A 20,201-nucleotide genomic window follows, 5' to 3' on the forward strand; every position below is an offset into this window, starting at 1 on the left:
CCCGCAGGCTCACATAATGCACTATTGGTGCATTATGCTGCACACATGGATGCAGGTGCAGAGTCGCTGGCCCGGGTGATCGGAACCCGGGTACGGCAGGAACGGCTCGCTCGAGGCTGGACCCTCGACCAGCTCGCCGAGGCGGCCGGCGTGAGCCGCCGCATGGTCGTCAGTGTCGAGCAGGGGTCGGTGAATCCGAGTGTCGGCACGCTGCTCCACCTGAGCGACGCGCTCGGCCTCGGACTGCCCGCGCTGGTCGAGCCGCCCGAGCCGCGTGCGGCGAAGGTGACCCGCGCCGGCGAGGGTGCGATCCTCTGGCGCGGAGCTCCGGGAAGCCACGGCACGCTCATCGTCGGCACCGAACCGCCCGACGTCGTGGAACTGTGGGAATGGCTCCTCGTTCCCGGCGACCGCCACGACAGCGAGGCCCACTCCGAGGGCACTCGCGAGCTCCTGCACGTGCACGAGGGCTCCCTCGATATCGGCCTCGTCGGGCAGACGCTCCGTCTCGACGCCGGGGACGCCATCGCCTTCCTCGCCGACGCCGCGCACTGGTACGAGAACCCGAAGCCGGAGCCCGCGCGATTCACGCTCGCGGTCTTCGAGCCCGGCGTCGGCATGACCCGTCCCGGCGGTGCCGAATGACCCCGAAACTCGCCTCCGCACGCGTGCCGGCCTGGTCGATGGCGATCACCGCGATGCTCATGATCCAGGTCTCGAACGCGCTCTCGGTCGGCCTCATCGACGCCATCGGGCCCGCGGGCACCGCCTGGCTGCGCATGTGCTTCGGCGCGGTGTTCCTCATCGTCATCGCCCGCCCGTCGCTCCGCTCCATTCGTCGCGCCGACGTGCCGAAGCTCATCGCCCTCGGTGTCGTGACCGGCTTCATGACGGCGTCCTTCCTCGGAGCGGTGGAACGGATCCCGCTCGGGACCGCGGTCGCGATCGAGTTCCTGGGCCCGCTGACCGTCGCCGCGCTGGCGGGAAAGCACCGCAGGGCGCTGATCTGGCCCGCACTCGCGCTCATCGGCGTCGTGCTGCTCACCGAACCCTGGGAAGGCCGGATCGACCTCGTCGGCGTCGGCTTCGCGCTCACCGCGGCGCTCTGCTGGGCGCTCTACAACGTGCTGACGCAGCACGTCGGCGATCGCTTCTCGGGCATCAGCGGCCTCGCGCTCACGATTCCGATCGCCTCCCTCGCGATCGCACCGTTCGGGATCCCCCAGGCGATCGGCGGCGAGCTGACGTGGTGGATCGTCGCGGCAGCGGCCGGCATCGCGCTCATCACGCCGGTGATCTCGTTCGGGCTCGAGATGCTGGCGCTGCGCCGCATGACCCACCACGCGTTCGGCACACTGCTCTCGATCGAGCCCGCGTTCGGCGTGCTGACCGGCATCGTGGTGCTCAGCCAGACACCGAGCCCGATGCAGATCCTCGGCATCGCCCTCGTCGTCATCGCCGGCGCGTCGGCGCAGCGCGGTGGCGCCCGACCGCCCACCGCCGGGACGGCCTGACTGCGGAGCCGGGCCCAGCCCCGTTCCCCGATACTGGAGCAGTGATGAGCATGTTCACCGGCCTCAGCGCCTTCCCCCTCACGCCCCTGCGCGACGACCGGATCGATGAGGGAGCCTTCGTCGGGCTGATCGAGCGACTGCGCTCCGCCGACGTGGACTCGATCACGGCGCTCGGGTCCACCGGCTCGTACCCGTACCTCGATCGCGCCGAACGCGCCCGCGTCGCCGGGCTCGCCGTCGAGCACGCGGCAGGCGCTCCCGTCTTCGTCGGGGTTGGCGACCTGCGCACCTCGCGGGTCCTGCACCACATCGACGACGCGGAAGCGGCGGGGGCTTCAGGCCTGCTGCTGCCAGCGATGAGCTACCAGCGGCTCACCGACGACGACGTGTTCGAACTGTTCCGCACGGCGACGGAGCACACCGAGCTGCCCGTCATCGTCTACGACAACCCGGGCACCACGCACTTCTCGTTCTCCGTCGAGCTCATCGGTCGCGTCGCCGCGCTCCCCGGGATCGGCGCCGTCAAGATCCCGAGCGTGCCCGCCGATCCGGCGGCCGCCCGCGAGCGCGTCGATGCCGTGCGCGCCGCAGTGCCCGCGGACGTCGCAGTGGGCGTCTCCGGCGACGCGTCGGCGGCAAACGGCTTGAACGCCGGCTGCGACGCCTGGAACTCGGTGATCGGAGGCGTGCTGCCCGCGCCGGCGCTAGAGATCACCCGCGCGGCGCAGGAGGGACGCCCCGCCGGCGCGGTCGCGGCCTCCGAACGCCTCGCTCCGCTCTGGAACCTGTTCGCCGAGTTCGGCGGCAGCATTCGCGTCGTGGCCGCGATCGCCGAACTGCTCGGCCTCGTCGGCGAGCGCTCGCTGCCGCTGCCGATCCGCTGCCTCACCGTGCCGCAGCGGACTCGGGTCGCCGAGGTCGTGCGCGAGCTCGGACTGACGGCATAGGCCGGGGCGGTCCACCCAGCCCCGGACGCACGGCGCGGATACTCAGGGCGCGATTCCGGCGATCGCGGGGCCGGGCTCCACACCGGCCTTCGCACAGCATCCGGGCCGGCAGACGTCGAACCACGGGCCGATCGAGGTCGTGTTCGCGCGCTTCCCGACGGGACGGCCGATCACGCGCTCGCGAACGAGGTCGACGAGGGCGTCGACGAACGCCGGATGGATCCCGGGGGTCGCGACGCGTCGCGCCCAGAGTCCGGCCTCCTCGGCGCTCTCGAGCGCTTCCCGGTCCAGGTCCCAGAGCACCTCGAGATGGTCGCTCACGAAGCCGATGGGAACGATGATCACCGCGCTGCGGTCGCGCAGCTCCGCGATCGCGTCGTTGATGTCGGGTTCGAGCCACGGGGTCGAGGGTGCGCCCGAGCGGGACTGGTAGACGAGCCGCCAGGAGACGCCGGGCGCGGCTTCCCGGATCACCTGCTCTGCGACGGCGAGGTGCTGAGCCGCGTACCCGCCGCCGTCGATGTCCGAGAACAGCCCCGCTCCGGAGAGCTCAGCGTCGGCCGTCGGAATGCTGTGGGTGGTGAACAGGATCTCGATGCGCTCCCGGGCATGGCCCGCGCGCTCGGCCTCGGCGAGCGCGCTCCACACCCCCTCGATGAACGGCTGCACGAAACCCGGGTGCGAGAAGAACTGCCGCACCTTGTCGATCTGCAGTTCGTCCTGCAGGCCGGCGGACTCGAGGGCGTCCGCCCAGTCCTCGCGGTACTGCCGGCACGAGGAGTAGGAGGAGTAGGCGCTCGTCGGGATCGCGAGCATGCGCCGGACCCCGTCGCCGGCGGCCTGCGCGAGGACGTCGTCGAGGTAGGGCGCCCAGTTGCGGTTGCCCCAGTAGACCGGCAGGTCGATCCCGGCGTCCCGAAGCGCAGCGCTGAGCGCCGCGCGCAGCTCCCGGTTCTGCTCGTTGATCGGGCTCACACCGCCGAAGTGACGATAGTGGTGCGCGACCTCTTCGAGGCGCTCGTCGGGGATCCCGCGTCCGCGGGTGACGTTGCGCAGGAACGGCATCACGTCGTCCTGCCCCTCCGGCCCGCCGAACCCGGAGAGCAGGATCGCATCGTAGGCGACGGGCTCGGTCACGTGCTCGGGACCTGCCTGCGCCGCGGGCGTCGCCGAGGCTACCACCGCGCCGGGAGCCAGTGCGGCCGCGGTGGCCCGGCTCGGTTTGACCTCGCGTCGCGCTGAATCCTGGATCGTTTCGTTCACGTCGACTCCTGATGCTCTCGGCACGTGTCCGACTCCGAGTTCGGACACGCAGTATTTCTTTAGCTTGGCGAGAGATTAACCTAGCATGAGAAATATAGAATGGACGCATGACCTCGCGAGCCCCGCATCCACCGCACGACCGGCGCGCCTCGGTGGCGCCCGAACTGCTGGATTTCGGGGACCTGCCGGAGGTCGAGGCGGAGCAGGCGCTCGAGGTCATGGCCCAGCTCGAGCGCTGGCAGCGCGCCTCGCGCGAACTCGCCGAATCCTCCGCCAAATACATGCGGCTCAATGAGACCGACATGCGAGCGATCCGGATGATCATGCGCGCGCAGCGGCGCGGCGAGATCGTCACCCCAAAGGACATCGCCCGCGAGACCGGCATCTCGAGCGCATCGACGACCAAACTCGTCGATCGCCTGGTCGACGGCGGACATCTGACCCGTACCGCACACCCGAACGACCGTCGCACGGTGAGCATCCGGGTGACGGATCGCACCCGCCGCATCGCCCGAGACACGATCGGGCGACAGCACACGCGACGCCTCGCGGTCGCAGCTGCCATGACTCCGAATGAGCGCGCGACGGTCATCGCATTCCTCGCACGCCTCGCGGAGGCGGACGATCCCCAGGCCGCACTGTTCGAGGAGCACCCCGCATCCCCCGAGCGCCCGTGACTCGCGGCACCCGCCGAGCGGGCTACGCACCTCGCCGAGAACGAGAAAACCCCCGCCGGAGCGGGGGTTTTACTTTGCTGGGATACCAGGACTCGAACCTAGAATGACGGTACCAGAAACCGTAGTGTTGCCAATTACACCATATCCCAATGGTGAGATTCCGAAGCCCGGAGGACTGCGGCACCGAGAGACAACTCTACATCGAACCTCGGTAAAGTTCAAAACGCGGCCGCCCGGGCGCGCCCCGACGCGGGATACTGGAGCGGGACGAGCCCGGAGCACCCGCTCCCCCGCTCGCACGACCAGAGGAGCCACCCGTGATCGATCGCTTCGGCAACGTCATGATCTACGTCACCGACCCGCGCGCCGTCGCCGACTTCTGGGTCGGCACCGTCGGCTTCACCGAACTCTCGTCGCAGGAGCTGGACGGCAAGACGCTCTCGGTCGAGATCGCGCACACCCCCGACTCGGAGGCGGCGCTCACCCTGTTCGACCGCGCAGTGGTCGCCCAGATGTCGCCCGAGCTCGACCTCGCGACCCCGTCGATCCTGTTCGCGAGCCGCGACGTGCGCGCCATGCGCGATGAGCTCGAAGCGCAGGGCGTCACCGTCGGCCCGATCGCCGAGCACGGCGGGCAGACCACCTTCAACTTCGCGGACCCCGAGGGCCACTACTTCGCCGTGCGGGAAATCGCCGGCTAACGCAAGATCGCCGACTCACACGCGTCACCGACAAGTATCGGTGCGGGCGAGCACGGGGCCGCAGCTCAGCATGAGCCGCGGCCCCGTTCCGCATCGGAGCGCCGCCGCGACGACTCAGATCAGGTCGTCGACGGCGATCGGACGGATACCGTCGCTGTGCAGCAGGAACTGCGCGCGGACCGGCGGCCCGCCGCCCGCGGTCGCCGCTGAGAAGGCACGCGCCCAGCTGAGGTCGGCGTTCGAGAACTTCGCCGGTCCACGGCGTTCCCACACCAGCACGAGCGATGCCGCGCCGACCATCTTCGCGATCTCGCCGATGCGATCCCACAGCACGTCGATGACCGGGTCGTCAGCTCGCCCTTCGACTTCGGATGGGCCGTCGGGACTGATCGGGTAGTCGTCCATCGGCATGAGCGGGCCGACGATGCGCCGCGTGCCGTCGAGGAAGATCAGCCAGAACTGCCGCTGATTGGCCTCGCGGAGCAGGAGTCGCAGGACCTCCTGGAGGTCGTGGTCGGTGGCGAGGACGCGTTCCGGGTCGAGCCGGGAGTCTGAAGTTCTCATGTCTTCGACTCTGCCGTCCGGCAGGCGGGCACGGGGCCCGATCCGGGAATCTGTGGATGGATCGCGTCTGTGGAGGGCGATACTCCCTCCGCTCAGCTCCGCATCAGCTCTCGACCGGGTCCGCTCCGGGACTATCGAGCGAATCGATGTACCGCAGCACGATCCCCTCGCGCAGCGCCCACGGCGAGATCGTGAGGGTGTCGACCTCGAACACCTTCATCGCGGTGCGCAGCACGACCGCGCCGGCCATGATCTGGTAGCCGCGCTCGGGCGTGATCCCGGGCAGGTACTCGCGCACCGAGCCCGGCATCTCGCGCAGCGAGGGCTCCCACTCGCGCAGACCGACGTAGTGCAGCGGCGCCAGATCCCCGGTGATCGGATCCGACGGCCCGCCGATGAGCCGCGCGAGCGAGCGAATCGTCTTTGACGTCCCGACGACGCGCTTCGGGCGCGGACGCTCCGAGAAGAGTTCCTCGCGCACCCGGGTGAACTCGGCCCGCGCGTGGGCGCGCAGCAGGGAGACGGCCTCGCGCGGCGGCGGATCCTCGGCCAGGAAGTTGATCGTGGACCGCCCGGCCCCGAGCGGCAGCGACACCTGCACATCGGGGTACTCGTCGGCGCCCTGGGCGATCTCGAACGAGCCGCCGCCGATGTCGAACAGCAGGATCTCGCCCGCCGACCAGCCGAGCCAGCGCCGGACGGCGAGCATCGTGATCCGGGCCTCGTCCTCGCCCGTCAGCACGCGCAGCGTGATCCCGGTCTCGCGCTCGATGCGGGCGAGCACCTCCTCGCCGTTGGCCGCCTCGCGGATCGCCGACGTGGCGGTGGCGATCAGGTCGTCGACGCCGATCTCGGCGACCGTGTCCCGGGCCTCGCGGATCGCGTCGACGATGCGCACGACGCCCTCCTCGACGATGGCACCGTCGGAGTCGAGGTAGCGCATGAGCCGCAGCACCGAGCGCTGCGAGTGGTACGGCACGGGGCTCGCGCCCGGGTGCGCGTCCACCACCAGCAGGTGGACGGTGTTTGATCCGACGTCGATCACTCCGAGGCGCATGTCGAAAGCATAGTGCCGCCGCGGCCCGGAATAGCGCGGGGCGGATCCGGGTTGCACCCGCGGTGCCGATGCGCGCGCATCGCACGGTTCTCGAAAGGACTCCCATGCAGATCGCCCTCTGGATCGTCTCCGGCCTGCTCGCGGCCGTCTTCCTCATGGCCGGCATCGCGAAGATGTCGACGCCGAAGGAGAAGCTGGCCGAGAAGATGGCCTGGGTGAACGACTACTCCCCCGCGGGCGTGAAGCTCGTCGGACTCGCCGAGGCCCTGGGCGGCATCGGCCTGATCCTGCCGCAGCTCACCGGGATCCTGCCCGTGCTGACGCCGCTCGCGGCGACCGGCCTCGCCGTGGTGATGGTGCTCGCGATCGTCTGGCACGTGCGCCACGACGACACCAAGGCGATCGGCATGAACATCGTGCTGCTCGCAGCCTCGCTCTTCGTCGCCGTGTTCCGCTTCATCGGGTTCTGATCGGGCGCCCGGGCGACCCGCGCGACCCCGCCGACGTCGGACGGTCCTCGCGCGCTACCGCGCGGGGACGCCCGACGGGCCGCCGATCTCGCCCATCTCCCCGGGAGGGGCGGAGTCGTCGGCCTCGGTCAGCGCTTCGCGCTTGGTCTTCACCCAGGACCGGATCCCGAACAGCTGCCGGAACAGCGCCCGATAGACCACCGGGTAGATGATCCAGGAGTAGATCAGGTACCCGTGCGCGATCAGCAGGTCGACGAGGATGTCGCGCACCCGGCGGCCGTGGCGCGCGTGCAGCACGCCGATGATGCCGGGCACCGCGGTGAACAGGTAGAACAGCACGGCCATGATGATGGTCCAGTGCGGCCGCACCTCGCCGGTGATGAGGAACACGATGCTCAGCACGACGGACAGGCCGACGCAGGATTGCACGATCGGCGTCGCGAGGTACCAGAGCTGGCTCAGCTTCGCCATGATCCCGTGCGATCGGTCGCGCAGCACCGCTCCCGCGAGATCGATCACCTGCCAGCCGCCCTGCGCCCACCGCGTGCGCTGACGGTAGAGCATGCGCAGCGAGTTGAGCCCCTGCTGCGAGACGGTGATGCTGCGGGCCTGCTCACCGCGCCAACCGGCGTGCAGGAGGCGGAGCCCGATGTCCTGGTCCTCGGTGAGGCGGCCCGCCCGCCAGGGGCCGAGGCGCCCGCGGTCATCGCGCACGGCCACGCTGTCGAGCGCCGCGAGCCGGTTGAATTGGCCGTTACCGCCCATGTTCGCTGTGCCCCACGCCATCCGCCCGCGCTGCAGCAGGTTGCCGAACACCCCGAACTCGACGTCCTGGGCCCAGGTGAGCGGGGTCGTCCGGTTGTAGATGCGCACGAGCGACTGCACGCCTCCGACCTCGGGATCGCGGAAGTGCCAGCTCACGCGCCCGGCACGCGGATCCAGGCGCCCGTCGGCATCGACGATCGTGAAGATCACGCGCTCGACCGGCCATTCCGCCCACCGACCGACCCGCAGCACGCGCTCGTGCAGGTGCCGCCAGGCCGCGTTCAGCGCCTCAGATTTGCCCTCGCGGGCTTCGGGCGGCACGCGGGACAGCACGGTGAGCTCGGGCAGGTCGAGGCCCGCGAGGATCTCCCCCGTGCGGTCGTCGGATCCGTCGTCGATCACGAGGATCACCCGGTTGCGCACCTCGACCTCGGCCAGACGCCCCACGGAATCCGCGATCGTCACCTCCTCGTTGAGCGCGGGCACGACGAACACCCAGAGGAAGTCCGACTCATCGAGCTCCGGCAGGTCCCGATCGTCGTCGCGCTCGCGGCGCCCCTCGCTGCGGGATCGGTTGCCGAGGATCAGCGTCGACAGCACCGAGACCAGGATCAGGGCCAGCGCGATGGCGAAGATGGGCTGGCACCACGGGGGCGAGCCGTCGAACAGGTGCGCCATGGCGTAGGCCGTGCGGTCGATCTCGTCCTGCAGCGAGGCGGGCGCGACGATCGCCTGCACGAGCAGCACCGGACTGCTCCCGCCGCTCATGCGCCGCCCTCGATCGGGTCCGGGAGCCCGAGGCGGCGACGCACGCCCGCGCGCACTTCCCGCTCACGCGCGCTCATCGCTCCGGGATCATCGCTGAACACCGCGTCGAGGATCCGCGCGATCCGTGCCGACGCGGTGCCGTCGCCGTAGGGGTTCCGTCGGGATCCGCGCTCCGCGCGCATCGCCGGGTTCTCGATCAGAGCGCTCCCTTCCGCCACGATCCGCTCGGGATCCGTGCCGACGAGCACGAGGGTCCCCGCTTCGACGCCCTCGCTCCGCTCCGTCGTGTCCCGCGTGACGAGCACGGGGGTGCCGAGCGCCGGCGCCTCCTCCTGCACCCCGCCGGAGTCGGTCAGCGCGAACAGCGCCCGATCCATGAGGTGCGCGAACGCCACGTAGCCGCGCGGCTCGACGAGCCGCGCGTTGGGCAGGTTCGCGAGCGCGGCCAGCAACGGGCGGCGCGCGACGGGGTTCGGGTGCAGGGGCACCACGAAGCGGACCTCGGGGAACCGCTCTGCGAGCGCGCGCACGCCCGCGGCGATGCGGTCGAGGCCGATCCCCCAGTTCTCGCGTCGGTGCGCGGTGACGAGCACGAACGGGGCGTCGGGATCCGCGATGAGGTCCTCGAGGCCCGGACCGAAATCGAGCGGCTGCCGCGTCGCCCACTCGAGCATGTCGATGGAGGTGTTGCCCGTCACGACGATCCGGTCGTCGTCGATCAGCTCAGCACGCAGGTTCTCGCGATTCGTCTCGGTCGGCGCGAAGTGCAGGCCCGCGATGCGCGAGATGAGCTGCCGGTTGCCCTCCTCGGGGAACGGCGACAGCAGGTTCGAGGTGCGCAGCCCCGCCTCGACGTGCACGACGGGCAGCTGCAGGTTGAACGCGGCGAGCGCCGCCGCCGCCGCGGAGCTCGTATCGCCGTGCACGAGGCAGGCGAGCGCCCCGTCGGGACCGCGTCGGCCGTCGGAGCGATTGCGCTCGGGCACGGCCTGCACTCGCCAGATCCGGTCGATCCCCGTGATCACCCGCGCGACCATCTCGTTGAGCGTGGGCCGCCGGTCCTCACCCGAATCGGGATCGTGCACGGGATCCGCGACGCGCAGGTCGGCGTCGATCCGCTTCCCCTGTGCCTCGAACAGTTCTCGCACCATCTGGGTGTGCTGCCCGGTCGAGATGACGACCGGGCGGATCCGAGCGCCGTCGTCGAGCGCCCGGATCACCGGGATCATCTTGATGGCTTCCGGCCGCGTGCCGACGATGACGAGCACACGCTGCAGTCTCTCTTCGACCATCGGTCCCCCCGGATCCGCCCGCGGAGGTCGGATCCGCGGTTGGGGATATCTTCACGCGTCCGTGCCGAGCTGCCAAGGGGATCCGGGGAATCTCGCAGTGTGCGCATAGGATCGCCCCCGCACGGCGACGCGCTGGTCGCGGTGCGGGTGCGGGTGCGGGGCGCGTTGAGCGGCGAGCGCCGCGCGGGATCAGACCCCCGACAGCGGTCCGACGCGTTCCACCCGGATCACCGGTTCGCCCTCGGACTCGGACTCGCCGAGGTCGACGACACCTTCGATGCCCCAGTCGCGGTCGCCGGCGGGGTCGAGCAGCACCTGGCGGAACCGCCAGACCCCCTCGCTCACCGCCTCGGATCCGCGATCGATCTGCAGCAGGTTCGCGGCGCGCGCGTCGGCGTCGACCCCGATCTCCTCGTACTCGGTGAAGTATCCGTCGAGCGCATCGCGCCAGCGATCCTCGCCGAAACCGCCGGGCCCGTCGAGCTCCGCGAGCTCGTCGTAGCGCTCGAACGCCGCAGCCTGGACCCGGCGGAACAGCGCACCGCGGATCATGACCAGGAAGGCGCGCTCGTTCCCGAGCAGCGATCGCATGGCGGGAGGCGCGACGGGGCCCTCCGCGGAGGCGCGCTCCGCGGCCTCGTGAGCCGCTGCATCCGGGTGCGCGAGCTCCTCCCACTCGTCGATCAGGCTCGAATCGACCTGGCGGACGAGCTCGCCGAGCCAGTCGATCAGTTCGTCGAGCTCCTCGGTCTTCGACTGCTCGGGCACGGTGCGTTCGATGGCGCGGAACGCGTCGGAGAGATAACGCAGCACGCCACCCTCGGCGCGTCCCAGCCCGTAGAACGACACGAGGTCGCGGAATCCGAAGCCGCGCTCGATCATGTCCCGCACCACGGTCTTGGGGCTCAGCCGGTAGTCGCGCGCCCACGGCACCTCGGCCGTGTAGGCCTCGTAGGCCTCGTCGAGCAGCTCCTTGAGCGGCTGCGGGTGCGTGATCTGCTCGAGCCGCTCCATCCGCTCGTCGTACTCGATCCCCTCGGCCTTCATCGCCGCGACCGCCTCGCCGCGGGCGCGGTGCTCCTGCGCGCGCAGGATCTGACGCGGATCCTCGAGCGTCGCCTCGATGATCGAGATGACGTCGAGCGAATAGGTGGCCGAATCGGGATCCAGCAGCTCGATGGCGGCGAGCGCGAACGGCGACAGCGGCTGGTTCAGCGCGAAGTTCGCCTGCAGGTCGATGGTGAGACCGAGGAGGCGCTGGGTCTCGCCGGTGGCGGGGTCGACGTGCTCGCGCACCTCGACGATGCCGCCGTTGCGGAGGGTGCGGAAGATCTCGAGCGCGGTGCGAGCGTGCGCGAACTGGGCCGCCCGCGGCTCGTGGCTGTCGAAGATCAGCATCTGCATCGTGTTGAGGGCCTCGCCCTCCCATTCCTCGCCGCGGCCGATGACGCCGAGCACCATGGAGTGCGTGACCCGCATGCGGCTCACGAGCGGTTCGGGTTCGGACGCGATGAGCTTGTCGAGGGTCTGCTCGCTCCACGCGACGAAGCCCTGCGGCGGCGCCTTCTTCTTGACCGGCTTCGCCTTCTTGCCGCCCTTGCCGTCGGCGGCCTTGGCCGCGGCCTTCGCGACCGCGCGGGCGTTCTCGATCTCGTGCTCGGGCGCGAGCGCGATCACGTCGCCCTCGGTGTCGTAGCCGGCGCGGCCGGCGCGCCCGGCGATCTGGTGGAACTCGCGGGCGGAGAGGCGGCGCATCTTCTCGCCGTCGAACTTGGTCAGCGCGGTGAGCACGACCGTTCGGATCGGCACGTTGATGCCGACACCGAGCGTGTCGGTGCCGCAGATGATGCGGAGCAGGCCGCGTTGCGCGAGCTGTTCGACGAGGCGGCGGTAGCGCGGCAGCATGCCCGCGTGGTGCACGCCGATCCCCGAGCGGACGAGCCGCGAGAGCGTCGTGCCGAACCCGGTCGAGAAGCGGAAGTCGCCGATCGCGGCGGCGATCTCGTCGCGCCCCGCACGATCCACGATCCTGATCGACGCGAGCGCCTGCGCCTGCTCCACCGCGTGCGACTGGTTGAAGTGCACGAGGTAGGCGGGGGTCTCGCGATCGGCGATGAGCTGCTCGACGACCTCGTGCACCGGCGCGACCTCGTAGCTGAAACTGAGCGGGACGGGGCGTTCGACGCCGGTGACCAGCGCGGTGTCGCGGCCGGTCGCCTCGCTCAGGTCCGCGGCGAGCGCGGTGACGTCGCCGAGCGTGGCCGACATCAGCAGGAACTGCGCGTCGTGCATGAGCAGCAGCGGCACCTGCCAGGCCCAGCCGCGGTCGGGATCGGCGTAGTAATGGAACTCGTCCATCACCACCTGGGTGATGCCGCCGGCCTCCGGATTGTCGACGTCGCGGTCGCGGATCGCGAGGTTCGCGAGGATCTCGGCGGTGCAGCACAGGATCGGGGCGTCGGCGTTGATCGCGGTGTCACCGGTGACCATGCCGACGTTCTCGGCGCCGAAGATCCCGACGAGGTCGAAGAACTTCTCGCTCACCAGGGCCTTGATCGGCGCGGTGTAGACGGTGCGGCGGCCCGCCGCCACCGCGATGAAGTGCGCGCCGATCGCGACGAGCGACTTGCCCGTTCCCGTCGGGGTCGCGAGAATCACGTTGCTGCCGAGCGTGATGCCGAGCACGGCCTCCTCCTGGGCGGGGTAGAGGCTGAGGCCGCGCTCCTCGAGCGCCCACTCCTCGAACGCCGCGAACGCCTCCTCGGGATCGCCGTCGTTCTCGCGGACCGCGTCGAGGGCCTGCTGCAGGCTCATGTGTCGGGATTCTCCTTAGAGTCCGGCGCGGATTCCGCCGCCGCGGACGTCGACTGCTCGATCTCGGCGAACTTCGCCTGCATGGTCGGATTGCCGCGCGTGAGCCTCTTGATCGTAACGCCCTGCGCCTTGTCGTTCGCGAGGCGCAGGTTGTTCTCGGACTTCAGCAGGTTGTCTTTCACCTTCTGCATCTCGGCGATCGAGGTGTCGATGCGCTTGATCGCCTCCTGGAACTGCCGCGAGGCGAGGTCGTAGTTGCGCCCGAACGCGTCCTTGAACGTCTCGAGGTGCTCCTCGAACTGCGTGATGTCGATGTTCTGCGCGCGCACCTGCTCCAGTTCGGCCTTGTACTGCAGGGCGTTCAGCGATCCGTTGCGCAGCAGCGCGATGAGGGGCAGGAAGAACTGCGGCCGCACGACGTACATCTTCGGGTAGCGGTGCGAGACGTCGACGATCCCGTCGTTGTAGTACTCGCTGTCGGGTTCGAGCAGCGAGACGAGCACGGCGTACTCGCACCCCTTCTCGGTACGGTCCTTGTCGAGCTCCCGCAGGAAGTCCTCGTTCTTCTTCTTGGTGGCCGTCTCGTCGGCCTCGTTCTTCATCTCGAACATGATCGAGACGAGCTCGATGCCCCGGTCGTCGTAGTCCCGGAAGATGTAGTCGCCCTTGCTGCCGGTGCGCGCGTCGTTGTCCTTCTCGAAGTAGGCGTTCGGGAACGCCATGGCTCGGGCGCGGTTGAAGGTGTTCTCGCAGTGCAGCTCGAGCGTCTCGCCGATCATCTTCGTCGACAGGCGCGCCTTCATGTCGCGCAGGCGCTCGATCTGGTCGTCACGGTCCTGCAGCTGGATGGCGTAGCGCTCCCGCAGGGACTTCTCGGCGAGCTCCTTCTCGAGCGCAGCGCGATCCAGTTCGGCCCGAAGCTCGTCGCGCTGCTTCTCGACGGCGCCCACCGCATCGCTCACCGCGAGCTTCCGCGCGAGCTCGGCGCTCTCGAGCTGCGCCCGCAGTTCGTCGCGCTCCTTCTCGAGCGCGCCGCGCGCCTCGGCGACGGCGAGCTTGCGCGCGGTCTCCCCCGCGTCGAGCCGCGCCTGCAGCTGCTGGATCTCGGCGTCCTTCGCGGCCGCCGCGCGCTGCAGCTCGCCCGCGGCCCGCTCGCTCGCGAGTTCCAGGGCTTTCGCCTTGTCGCGTTCGGCGAGTTCGAGACGTTCGTGCAGCTGCTGCTCGAACGCGGCGTCGCGCACCTGCGCGAGGATGTCGGCGTACCCGGCCTCATCGATGGTGAAGGCCTTGCCGCAGTGCGGGCACTTGATCTCGTGCATCGCTCCGATCCTCTCTCGCGGGTGCTGTGGGCGGACCCGTCCAGATTGGCAGATCCCTCGGACATCGGACAGTCGGCCGCCGGGCGATCGCTCGGCGAACCGGAGTACGCTCGCTGACCATGGCCGACCCGTTGCTCTTCCGTCCCATTCGCCTGCGAGACACGGAGGTGCGCAACCGCATCTGGGTGTCGCCCATGTGCCAGTACTCGGCCGACGCGCGGGACGGCATGCCGACGGACTGGCATCTCGCGCACCTCGGGGGTCTCGCCCGCGGCGGCGCCGGGCTCGTGATCATGGAGGCGACCGGCGTCGTGCCCGAGGGCCGCATCTCGCCGTTCTGCCTCGGACTCTGGAACGACGCGCAGGAGGCCGCGTTCGCGCGCCTGGCCGAGATGGTGCACGGGCACGGTGCGAAGCTCGCCGTGCAGCTCGGCCACGCGGGGCGCAAGGCATCGACCTACCCCTGGATGCCCGGCGGTCCCGAGGGCTCGGTTCCGGTGAGCGCGGGCGGCTGGCCGACCGTCGCGCCGTCCGCCGTCGCCTTCGACGACTTCGCGGAACCCCGGGCGCTCGACTCCGACGAGCTGCCCGACCTGGTGCGCGCGTTCGTCGACGCGGCCTCGCGGGCGGTGCGCGCCGGGCTCGACGCCGTCGAGATCCACGCGGCGCACGGGTACCTGCTGCACCAGTTCCTCTCGCCGCTCTCGAACTTCCGCACCGACGCGTACGGCGGATCGCTCGAGAATCGGGCACGCCTGCTGCGCGAGGTCGTCGGCGCCGTCCGCGCCGAGCACCCCGCGCTCCCGATCCTGGTGCGGATCTCGGCGACCGACTGGATCCCCGGCGGCTTCGAGCTGCACGAGGCGCAGCAGGTCGCCGTGTGGATCGCCGAGGACGGCGCCGATCTCGTCGACTGCTCCACGGGCGGCAACGCGCCGAGCGCGCCGATCCCGGTCGGTCCCTCGTACCAGGTGCACTGCGCCGCGGCCGTGCGCGAAGCGGGGATCCCGACGGGTGCGGTCGGTCTCATCACCGAGGCTGCGCAGGCCGAGGGCATCCTCGTCACGGGCCAGGCCGACGTGGTGCTGCTCGGTCGCGCACTGCTGCGGGATCCGCACCTGCCGCTGCGCTGGGCGCACGAACTGCGGGCACCGGGTGCGGACGCGCTCGTCCCCCGGCAGTACTGGCGGGCCCGCTTCTGACCGTCCCTCCCCGATGTCGGCGGGCACCCCTAGAGTGATGCCATGACCGACCCCGCGCTCTCCGCCGGCACCGCCGACCTCATCGGCTGGCGCATGCGCTCGCTCGGCCTCTGGGCGGCGTTGCCCGGTGCTGCTGCCACGGAGCAGCCCGACGGCGCCGAGCAGCCCGACGGCGCCGAGCGCGTCCACGCGGTCGCGCAGGGCCTGCTCGCGCTCCAGGGGCAGGACTGGCACGCCTCGCGCTGGGCGCTCGGGCTCCGAGCGCCGGGCACCTCCGACACCGACGTGCGCGAGGCGTTCGCCCGCGGCCTCGTCGTGCGCTCCTGGCCCATGCGCGGCACCATCCACGTCGTACCCGCCGAGGACATCGGCTGGATGCAGCAGGCCACGAACCACCGGGTACTGCCCGGGGCGGCCAAGCGCCGAGCGGTACTCGGCCTCGACGACGAGTCGCTCGCGCGCATGACCGACGTCGCCGTCGCCGCGCTCACCGGCGGGAGGTCGCTCTCGCGCGACGAACTCGCCGAGGCCTGGGCCGAGGCCGGCATCGAGGTGCAGAGCGCCTGGCGCTACCACGTGGTCTGGTGGCTCTGCCAGAACGGCCTGCTCGTGCAGGGTCCCAGCACCGACGGCGGCGAGCCGCGACTCGTGCTCGCCGAAGAGTGGATCCGCGCGCCGCGCGCGCTCGACGGCGATGAAGCGCTGGCCGAACTGGCGGCGCGGTTCGCCCGCGGTCGCGGTCCGGTTCAGGATCGCGACTTCGCCTGGTGGACCGGCCTGCCCGTCACCGTCGCCCGCCGGGGCATCGCCGCGGCGGCGTCCGAGCGGCGGCTCGCACCCGTCGAGGTCGACGACGCGCGCTACTGGGCGGAGCCCGCGCTGCTCGACGGTCCGAGCACGATCCTCACGGGCGATACCGCGGCCGCGGCGGGCGTGCCCGAGGTGCTGCTGCTCCCCGGCTTCGACGAGCACCTGCTCGGCTACACCGAACGCTCGTCCGTGCTCGCCCCCGAGCACTTCGAGCGCATCGTCCCCGGCCGCAACGGCATGTTCCGAGCGACGGTGGTCGAGCGGGGACGCGTGCGCGGCATCTGGCTCAGGACGCCACGCGCGAAGGCGACCCGCATCGACGCGGAGCTCTTCCCCGGTGGCGGCAGGCTCGGCGCACGCGCGCTCCGGCCGCACGCCGCGGCCTGGGGCGCGTTCCAGGGCGTCACCGCGGAGATCGGCTCGGTCGGCACGGTCCGCTGACCGAACGGCTCCGCGGCGGACCGCGTCGCAAAGCCCGGCAGCACGGCCCGGGTTCCCTCAGCGCACCCGTCGGTACGCTGAGTGCATGGAACTCGCACTGCTCGCCGTGCTCGGCCTGGTCATCGTGGTCGGAGTATCCATGCTGTCCGGCCGCATCGGCGTCGCCGCACCCCTGCTCCTCGTCGTGCTCGGCATCGGCATCGGCTACGTCCCCGGCGTTCCGCCCGTGAACCTCGATCCCGAGATAATCCTGCTCGGTGTGCTGCCGCCGCTGCTCTATTCGGCCGCCGTCAACGTGCCGATCCTCGATCTGCGCCGCAACGTCGGCCCCATCGCGGGCCTCTCGGTGGTGCTGGTGATCGTGTCGTCCGTGGCGATCGGCGCGCTGCTGCACCTGGCGGTGCCCCAGATCCCGCTCGCCGCGGCGATCGCCCTCGGCGCGGTCGTCGCGCCCACCGACGCCGTCGCGGCGACCTCGATCGGCAAGCGTCTCGGCATGCCCCCGCGCCTCGTCACGATCCTCGAGGGCGAGAGCCTCGTCAACGACGCCACCTCGCTCGTGCTCCTCCGCACCGCCATCGCGGCGGTGGCCGGCAGCTTCGTCTTCTGGGAGGCCGTCGGCCAGTTCGCCTTCGCCGTCTCGGTCGCGGTGGTGATCGGTCTGCTCATCGGCGTGCTCACCGTCTGGCTCCGGTCGAAGCTCGTCAACCCGGTCTACGACACCATCGTCTCGTTCACCGTGCCGTTCATCTCGTTCGTGCCGACCGAGGCCGTCGGCGCCTCGGGCGTGCTCGCCGTCGTGATCACCGGCCTCTACTCGGGGCATCACGCGGCGAAGAAGTTCAGCGCCACCTCCCGCATCAACGAGCGGCTCAACTGGCGCACCGTGCAGTTCATCCTCGAGAACGGCGTGTTCCTGGTGATGGGTCTGCAACTGCACACCCTCGTCGACCAGGTCGGCGACAGCGAGGTCACGATCGTGCACATCGGACTCATCTCGGTCGGCGTCGTCGCGATCCTGATCCTCTGCCGCATGATCTTCATGATCCCGCTGGTGAAGTCCCTCGCCCGCGCGCTGCCGCGCTACGAGGCCCGGGCCACCGGCATGCGCAGGCTCGTCTCGCGGGCCCGCACCATCGAAGTGCCCGAGGAGAAGAGCGAGCGCTACGCGGCGAAGCTGCAGCGGGTCGAGCGCATGGCCCGGCGCACGGCTGCGGACCTGGAGCACGCGCAGACGCAGAGCTTCGGCTGGCGCGGCGCCTTCATCCTCGGCTGGAGCGGCATGCGGGGCGTGGTCACGCTCGCCGCGGCCCAGTCGATCCCCACGACCGTGCCCTACCGTCCCCAGCTCGTGCTCATCGCCTTCATCGTCGCCACGATCACGCTGCTCCTGCACGGGCTCAGCCTGCCCTGGGTGATCCGCCGTCTGCGCCCCGCGGGCCCCACCGCCGACGAGCGCTCCGACGAGCTCGTCTCGCTCGGACAGGACCTCGTGGAGGAGGCGACGACCGCGCTCGACGGGATCATCGAGCGCGAGCGCGCGCTCGCCGAGGCCGACCCGTCGCACCGAGTCCCGTCCGAGGCCGTCGCGAAACGCGTGCGGGCGAGCGCGCAGAACGCGCTCGCGCCGCTCGCCTTCGCGGTCGCCGCCGAGCAGCACTCGGGCGAATCCGACGCCGAACCGAGCGAGATGGAGCGGGAAGCCTTCGAATACCTGCGGCTCGCCCGCCTCGTGCTCGAGGCCCAGCGCGACGCGCTGCTCGAAGAGCGCGCCATCGGCCAGTACAGCTCGCAGGCGCTGCGCACGGCCGAGCTCGCGCTCGACGCGCACGAATCCCGGCTCACGCCGCCGCAGCATCACTGAGCTCGTGCCCGCCCGCTACGCTGGGTCCCGACGCGCCGCTGCAGGGCAGGCGCCCGGATCCGCGACCGCGGATCCGCACGCGACGAAGGAGCGCACACCCATGGCCGCATTCAGCACCGCAGACCTGGTCGACGAGCTCGGCGACGCCGTGCAGTCCGTCTCGCTCCAGTTCCAGAACATCGGCGGGCACGCGCGATTCAGCGGCCCCATCCGCACCGTGCGCTGCCACCGCGACAACGCGCTGCTCAAGGCGATCCTCTCGACGCCCGGCGACGGGGCCGTGCTCGTGGTCGACGGCGGGGGCTCGCTGGAATCCGCGCTCGTGGGCGACCTCATCGCCGCGCTCGGCGTCGAGCACGGCTGGGCCGGGATCATCGTCAACGGGGTGATCCGCGATCGCGTCGCCATCGGCGAGCTGCCCATCGGCATGAAGGCGCTCGGCAGCAACCCCCGCAAGTCGAGCAAGACCGGCGCCGGCGAGGCCGACGTGGTGGTGTCGTTCGGCGGCGCGACCTTCCGGCCGGGCGCGACCGTGTGGAGCGACGAGGACGGGATCCTCACCGACGGCGAGGTCTGACCGCTACGGGGCGATCCCCACACCCGCCGCGGCGAGCTCCTTGAGCGCTGCGGCCGAGGTCTCGGGCGCGACGCCCGCGATGAGCTCGGTCCGCACGGCGACCGCGAGGCCCGCGGCCAGCGCGTCGAGCGCCGAAGCGCGGACGCAGTAGTCGGTCGCGATGCCGACCACGTCGAGCGCGTCGATCCCGGCCTCCGAGAGCACGTCGACCAGGCGGGCTCCGCGCGTGGTCACTCCCTCGAACGCCGAGTAGGCAGGCTCCCCCATGCCCTTGCGCACGTGCACGTCGATGCGCCCCACGTCGAGCGCGTCATGGTACGCGGCGCCTTCGGTGCCCGCGACGCAGTGCCTCGGCCAAGTACCGGTGAAGTCGGGCTGCTCGCCGTCGGCCGCGAAGTGCCCGCCGTTCGACCCCTCGGGGTCGTGCCAGTCGCGCGAGGCGATCACGAGCGCATAGCCGGGATCGCTCCGCAGCAGCTCCGTGATCCCGGCGGCGACCGCGGCACCGCCCTCGACCCCGAGCGCGCCGCCCTCGGTGAAGTCCTTCTGCACGTCGACGATCAGCAGCCCGCGAGCCATGCGGCATCCCCTCGCTCGGTGTCGCCCGGATCCGCGCGTTCGCGCGCCGGACTCACCGCGAGCGTAGCGGGTTACTCCTCGAAGCGCACCGGGTTCGCGTGGTGCGCGAACACGATGCTCGTGCGCGTGCTCGACACGGCGGGGTGCACCGACAGGTGATCCATCACGAACTCGCGGACGTGATCGGCGTCGCGCGCCGCGAGGTGGATGATGAAGTCCTCGACGCCGCCGAGGAAGAAGAGCTGCATCACCTCGGGCAGCGACTGCAGCTCGTCGCTGAACTCCTGGATCCGCTGGCGCGCGCCCGAGCGGATGGTCACGCTGACCATCACCTGGAGGTGCATGCCCATGGCTGCGGGATCCACGCGCGCCGAGAAACCGGTGATGATGCCGCGGGACCCGAGGCTGCGCACGCGCGCCACGCAGGTCGATGCCGCGATGCCCACCCGATCCGCCAGTTCGGCGTTGGTAATGCGTCCGTTCAGCTGCAGCTCCTCGACAATCCGTCGGTCGACCTCGTCGAGAGCCACTTCAGAACGCAGATTCTTCGCCCGATCCATGCAGACTCCACTCGAAA

General features: G+C 70.8%; 19 protein-coding genes and 1 tRNA gene. 10 read left to right on the forward strand and 10 right to left on the reverse strand.

All coding sequences use genetic code 11. The annotated features are described in order from the left end of the window. Window positions 1-45: 45 nt before the first annotated feature. From BMH31_RS05180 to BMH31_RS05190, 3 genes are read left to right on the forward strand one after another with little or no spacing between them, the layout of a single operon-like run. On the forward strand, window positions 46-645 hold the full coding sequence (locus BMH31_RS05180; protein WP_099723759.1) for an XRE family transcriptional regulator: 600 nt from the start codon (window positions 46-48) through the stop codon (window positions 643-645). Then, a complete protein-coding gene (locus BMH31_RS05185; protein ID WP_241898146.1) occupies window positions 642-1,514 on the forward strand; it encodes an EamA family transporter in 873 nt (290 codons plus the stop codon). Before BMH31_RS05180 ends, BMH31_RS05185 begins: the two co-directional genes overlap by 4 nt. Window positions 1,515-1,564: 50 nt before the next feature. Beyond that, entirely contained in the window at window positions 1,565-2,461 is an 897-nt protein-coding gene (locus BMH31_RS05190; protein WP_099723828.1) for a dihydrodipicolinate synthase family protein, read from the forward strand. A gap of 42 nt (window positions 2,462-2,503) precedes the next feature. Here the strand turns inward: BMH31_RS05190 and BMH31_RS05195 are convergent, their stop codons facing one another. Next, window positions 2,504-3,658 carry a ferrochelatase gene (locus tag BMH31_RS05195; RefSeq protein WP_241898164.1) on the reverse strand — a complete coding sequence of 385 codons (1,155 nt, stop codon included), beginning with the start codon at window positions 3,656-3,658 and terminating at the stop codon, window positions 2,504-2,506. Between the two features lie 173 nt (window positions 3,659-3,831). On the opposite strand from BMH31_RS05195, the gene BMH31_RS05200 reads away from it, so the two are divergent. Continuing rightward, the gene (locus BMH31_RS05200) at window positions 3,832-4,401 is read left to right on the forward strand and encodes a MarR family transcriptional regulator (protein WP_099723758.1); all 570 of its coding nucleotides are present in this window, start codon (window positions 3,832-3,834) and stop codon (window positions 4,399-4,401) included. A gap of 77 nt (window positions 4,402-4,478) precedes the next feature. Here the strand turns inward: BMH31_RS05200 and BMH31_RS05205 are convergent. Next, a tRNA-Gln gene (locus BMH31_RS05205) sits at window positions 4,479-4,550 on the reverse strand. Between the two features lie 168 nt (window positions 4,551-4,718). Between BMH31_RS05205 and BMH31_RS05210 the strand changes: the two genes are divergently transcribed. Next, complete coding sequence (locus BMH31_RS05210) at window positions 4,719-5,102, forward strand: VOC family protein (RefSeq protein WP_099723757.1); 384 nt, start codon at window positions 4,719-4,721, stop codon at window positions 5,100-5,102. A 114-nt stretch (window positions 5,103-5,216) separates the two neighbouring features. Here BMH31_RS05210 and BMH31_RS05215 read toward each other — a convergent pair whose 3' ends face one another. Then, window positions 5,217-5,666, reverse strand: coding sequence for a hypothetical protein (locus BMH31_RS05215; protein ID WP_099723756.1), 450 nt, complete (start codon window positions 5,664-5,666; stop codon window positions 5,217-5,219). A gap of 103 nt (window positions 5,667-5,769) precedes the next feature. Continuing rightward, window positions 5,770-6,723: a Ppx/GppA phosphatase family protein gene (locus tag BMH31_RS05220; RefSeq protein ID WP_099723755.1), complete on the reverse strand. Its 954-nt coding sequence runs from the start codon at window positions 6,721-6,723 to the stop codon at window positions 5,770-5,772. A 104-nt stretch (window positions 6,724-6,827) separates the two neighbouring features. Between BMH31_RS05220 and BMH31_RS05225 the strand changes: the two genes are divergently transcribed. Further along, window positions 6,828-7,193 carry a DoxX family protein gene (locus tag BMH31_RS05225; protein WP_099723754.1) on the forward strand — a complete coding sequence of 122 codons (366 nt, stop codon included), beginning with the start codon at window positions 6,828-6,830 and terminating at the stop codon, window positions 7,191-7,193. Between the two features lie 54 nt (window positions 7,194-7,247). Here BMH31_RS05225 and BMH31_RS05230 read toward each other — a convergent pair whose 3' ends face one another. From BMH31_RS05230 to BMH31_RS05245, 4 genes are all read right to left on the reverse strand, one after another. Continuing rightward, complete coding sequence (locus BMH31_RS05230; RefSeq protein ID WP_099723753.1) at window positions 7,248-8,726, reverse strand: glycosyltransferase family 2 protein; 1,479 nt, start codon at window positions 8,724-8,726, stop codon at window positions 7,248-7,250. Next, window positions 8,723-10,018, reverse strand: coding sequence for a UDP-N-acetylglucosamine 2-epimerase (non-hydrolyzing) (gene wecB, locus BMH31_RS05235; RefSeq protein ID WP_099723752.1), 1,296 nt, complete (start codon window positions 10,016-10,018; stop codon window positions 8,723-8,725). The genes BMH31_RS05230 and wecB overlap by 4 nt, the downstream gene beginning before the upstream one ends. Window positions 10,019-10,207: 189 nt before the next feature. Continuing rightward, a complete protein-coding gene (locus tag BMH31_RS05240) occupies window positions 10,208-12,832 on the reverse strand; it encodes a DEAD/DEAH box helicase (RefSeq protein ID WP_099723751.1) in 2,625 nt (874 codons plus the stop codon). Continuing rightward, window positions 12,829-14,151, reverse strand: a complete 1,323-nt coding sequence (locus BMH31_RS05245; RefSeq protein WP_099723750.1) for a DUF2130 domain-containing protein — start codon at window positions 14,149-14,151, stop codon at window positions 12,829-12,831. Before BMH31_RS05245 ends, BMH31_RS05240 begins: the two co-directional genes overlap by 4 nt. Window positions 14,152-14,270: 119 nt before the next feature. Between BMH31_RS05245 and BMH31_RS05250 the strand changes: the two genes are divergently transcribed. From BMH31_RS05250 to rraA, 4 genes are all read left to right on the forward strand, one after another. Further along, on the forward strand, window positions 14,271-15,353 hold the full coding sequence (locus BMH31_RS05250) for an NADH:flavin oxidoreductase/NADH oxidase (protein ID WP_099723749.1): 1,083 nt from the start codon (window positions 14,271-14,273) through the stop codon (window positions 15,351-15,353). Window positions 15,354-15,395: 42 nt separating this feature from the next. Further along, window positions 15,396-16,604, forward strand: coding sequence for a winged helix DNA-binding domain-containing protein (locus BMH31_RS05255; RefSeq protein WP_099723748.1), 1,209 nt, complete (start codon window positions 15,396-15,398; stop codon window positions 16,602-16,604). A gap of 85 nt (window positions 16,605-16,689) precedes the next feature. After that, complete coding sequence (locus BMH31_RS05260; RefSeq protein WP_099723747.1) at window positions 16,690-18,468, forward strand: sodium:proton antiporter; 1,779 nt, start codon at window positions 16,690-16,692, stop codon at window positions 18,466-18,468. Window positions 18,469-18,568: 100 nt separating this feature from the next. Continuing rightward, on the forward strand, window positions 18,569-19,045 hold the full coding sequence (gene rraA / locus BMH31_RS05265) for a ribonuclease E activity regulator RraA (protein WP_099723746.1): 477 nt from the start codon (window positions 18,569-18,571) through the stop codon (window positions 19,043-19,045). Window positions 19,046-19,048: 3 nt separating this feature from the next. Here the strand turns inward: rraA and BMH31_RS05270 are convergent, their stop codons facing one another. Together BMH31_RS05270 and BMH31_RS05275 are read right to left on the reverse strand one after the other, a co-directional pair. Further along, window positions 19,049-19,624: an isochorismatase family protein gene (locus BMH31_RS05270; protein ID WP_099723745.1), complete on the reverse strand. Its 576-nt coding sequence runs from the start codon at window positions 19,622-19,624 to the stop codon at window positions 19,049-19,051. 71 nt (window positions 19,625-19,695) lie between these two features. Then, window positions 19,696-20,184 (reverse strand): Lrp/AsnC family transcriptional regulator, encoded by a 489-nt coding sequence (locus BMH31_RS05275; protein WP_046454773.1) that lies wholly within the window; start codon window positions 20,182-20,184, stop codon window positions 19,696-19,698. Window positions 20,185-20,201: the final 17 nt, after the last annotated feature.

The organism is Leucobacter sp. OLIS6, from assembly GCF_002752355.1.
In the GTDB taxonomy this organism is placed as follows: domain Bacteria; phylum Actinomycetota; class Actinomycetes; order Actinomycetales; family Microbacteriaceae; genus Leucobacter.

Coding starts and splice junctions, on each gene's coding strand:
- BMH31_RS05180 (WP_099723759.1), top strand. CDS start 46: ATGGATGCAGGTGCAGAGTCGCTGGCCCGGGTGATCGGAACCCGGGTA.
- BMH31_RS05185 (WP_241898146.1), top strand. CDS start 642: ATGACCCCGAAACTCGCCTCCGCACGCGTGCCGGCCTGGTCGATGGCG.
- BMH31_RS05190 (WP_099723828.1), top strand. CDS start 1,565: ATGTTCACCGGCCTCAGCGCCTTCCCCCTCACGCCCCTGCGCGACGAC.
- BMH31_RS05200 (WP_099723758.1), top strand. CDS start 3,832: ATGACCTCGCGAGCCCCGCATCCACCGCACGACCGGCGCGCCTCGGTG.
- BMH31_RS05215 (WP_099723756.1), bottom strand. CDS start 5,666: ATGAGAACTTCAGACTCCCGGCTCGACCCGGAACGCGTCCTCGCCACC.
- BMH31_RS05220 (WP_099723755.1), bottom strand. CDS start 6,723: ATGCGCCTCGGAGTGATCGACGTCGGATCAAACACCGTCCACCTGCTG.
- BMH31_RS05225 (WP_099723754.1), top strand. CDS start 6,828: ATGCAGATCGCCCTCTGGATCGTCTCCGGCCTGCTCGCGGCCGTCTTC.
- BMH31_RS05230 (WP_099723753.1), bottom strand. CDS start 8,726: ATGAGCGGCGGGAGCAGTCCGGTGCTGCTCGTGCAGGCGATCGTCGCG.
- wecB (WP_099723752.1), bottom strand. CDS start 10,018: ATGGTCGAAGAGAGACTGCAGCGTGTGCTCGTCATCGTCGGCACGCGG.
- BMH31_RS05240 (WP_099723751.1), bottom strand. CDS start 12,832: ATGAGCCTGCAGCAGGCCCTCGACGCGGTCCGCGAGAACGACGGCGAT.
- BMH31_RS05245 (WP_099723750.1), bottom strand. CDS start 14,151: ATGCACGAGATCAAGTGCCCGCACTGCGGCAAGGCCTTCACCATCGAT.
- BMH31_RS05250 (WP_099723749.1), top strand. CDS start 14,271: ATGGCCGACCCGTTGCTCTTCCGTCCCATTCGCCTGCGAGACACGGAG.
- BMH31_RS05255 (WP_099723748.1), top strand. CDS start 15,396: ATGACCGACCCCGCGCTCTCCGCCGGCACCGCCGACCTCATCGGCTGG.
- BMH31_RS05260 (WP_099723747.1), top strand. CDS start 16,690: ATGGAACTCGCACTGCTCGCCGTGCTCGGCCTGGTCATCGTGGTCGGA.
- rraA (WP_099723746.1), top strand. CDS start 18,569: ATGGCCGCATTCAGCACCGCAGACCTGGTCGACGAGCTCGGCGACGCC.
- BMH31_RS05270 (WP_099723745.1), bottom strand. CDS start 19,624: ATGGCTCGCGGGCTGCTGATCGTCGACGTGCAGAAGGACTTCACCGAG.
- BMH31_RS05275 (WP_046454773.1), bottom strand. CDS start 20,184: ATGGATCGGGCGAAGAATCTGCGTTCTGAAGTGGCTCTCGACGAGGTC.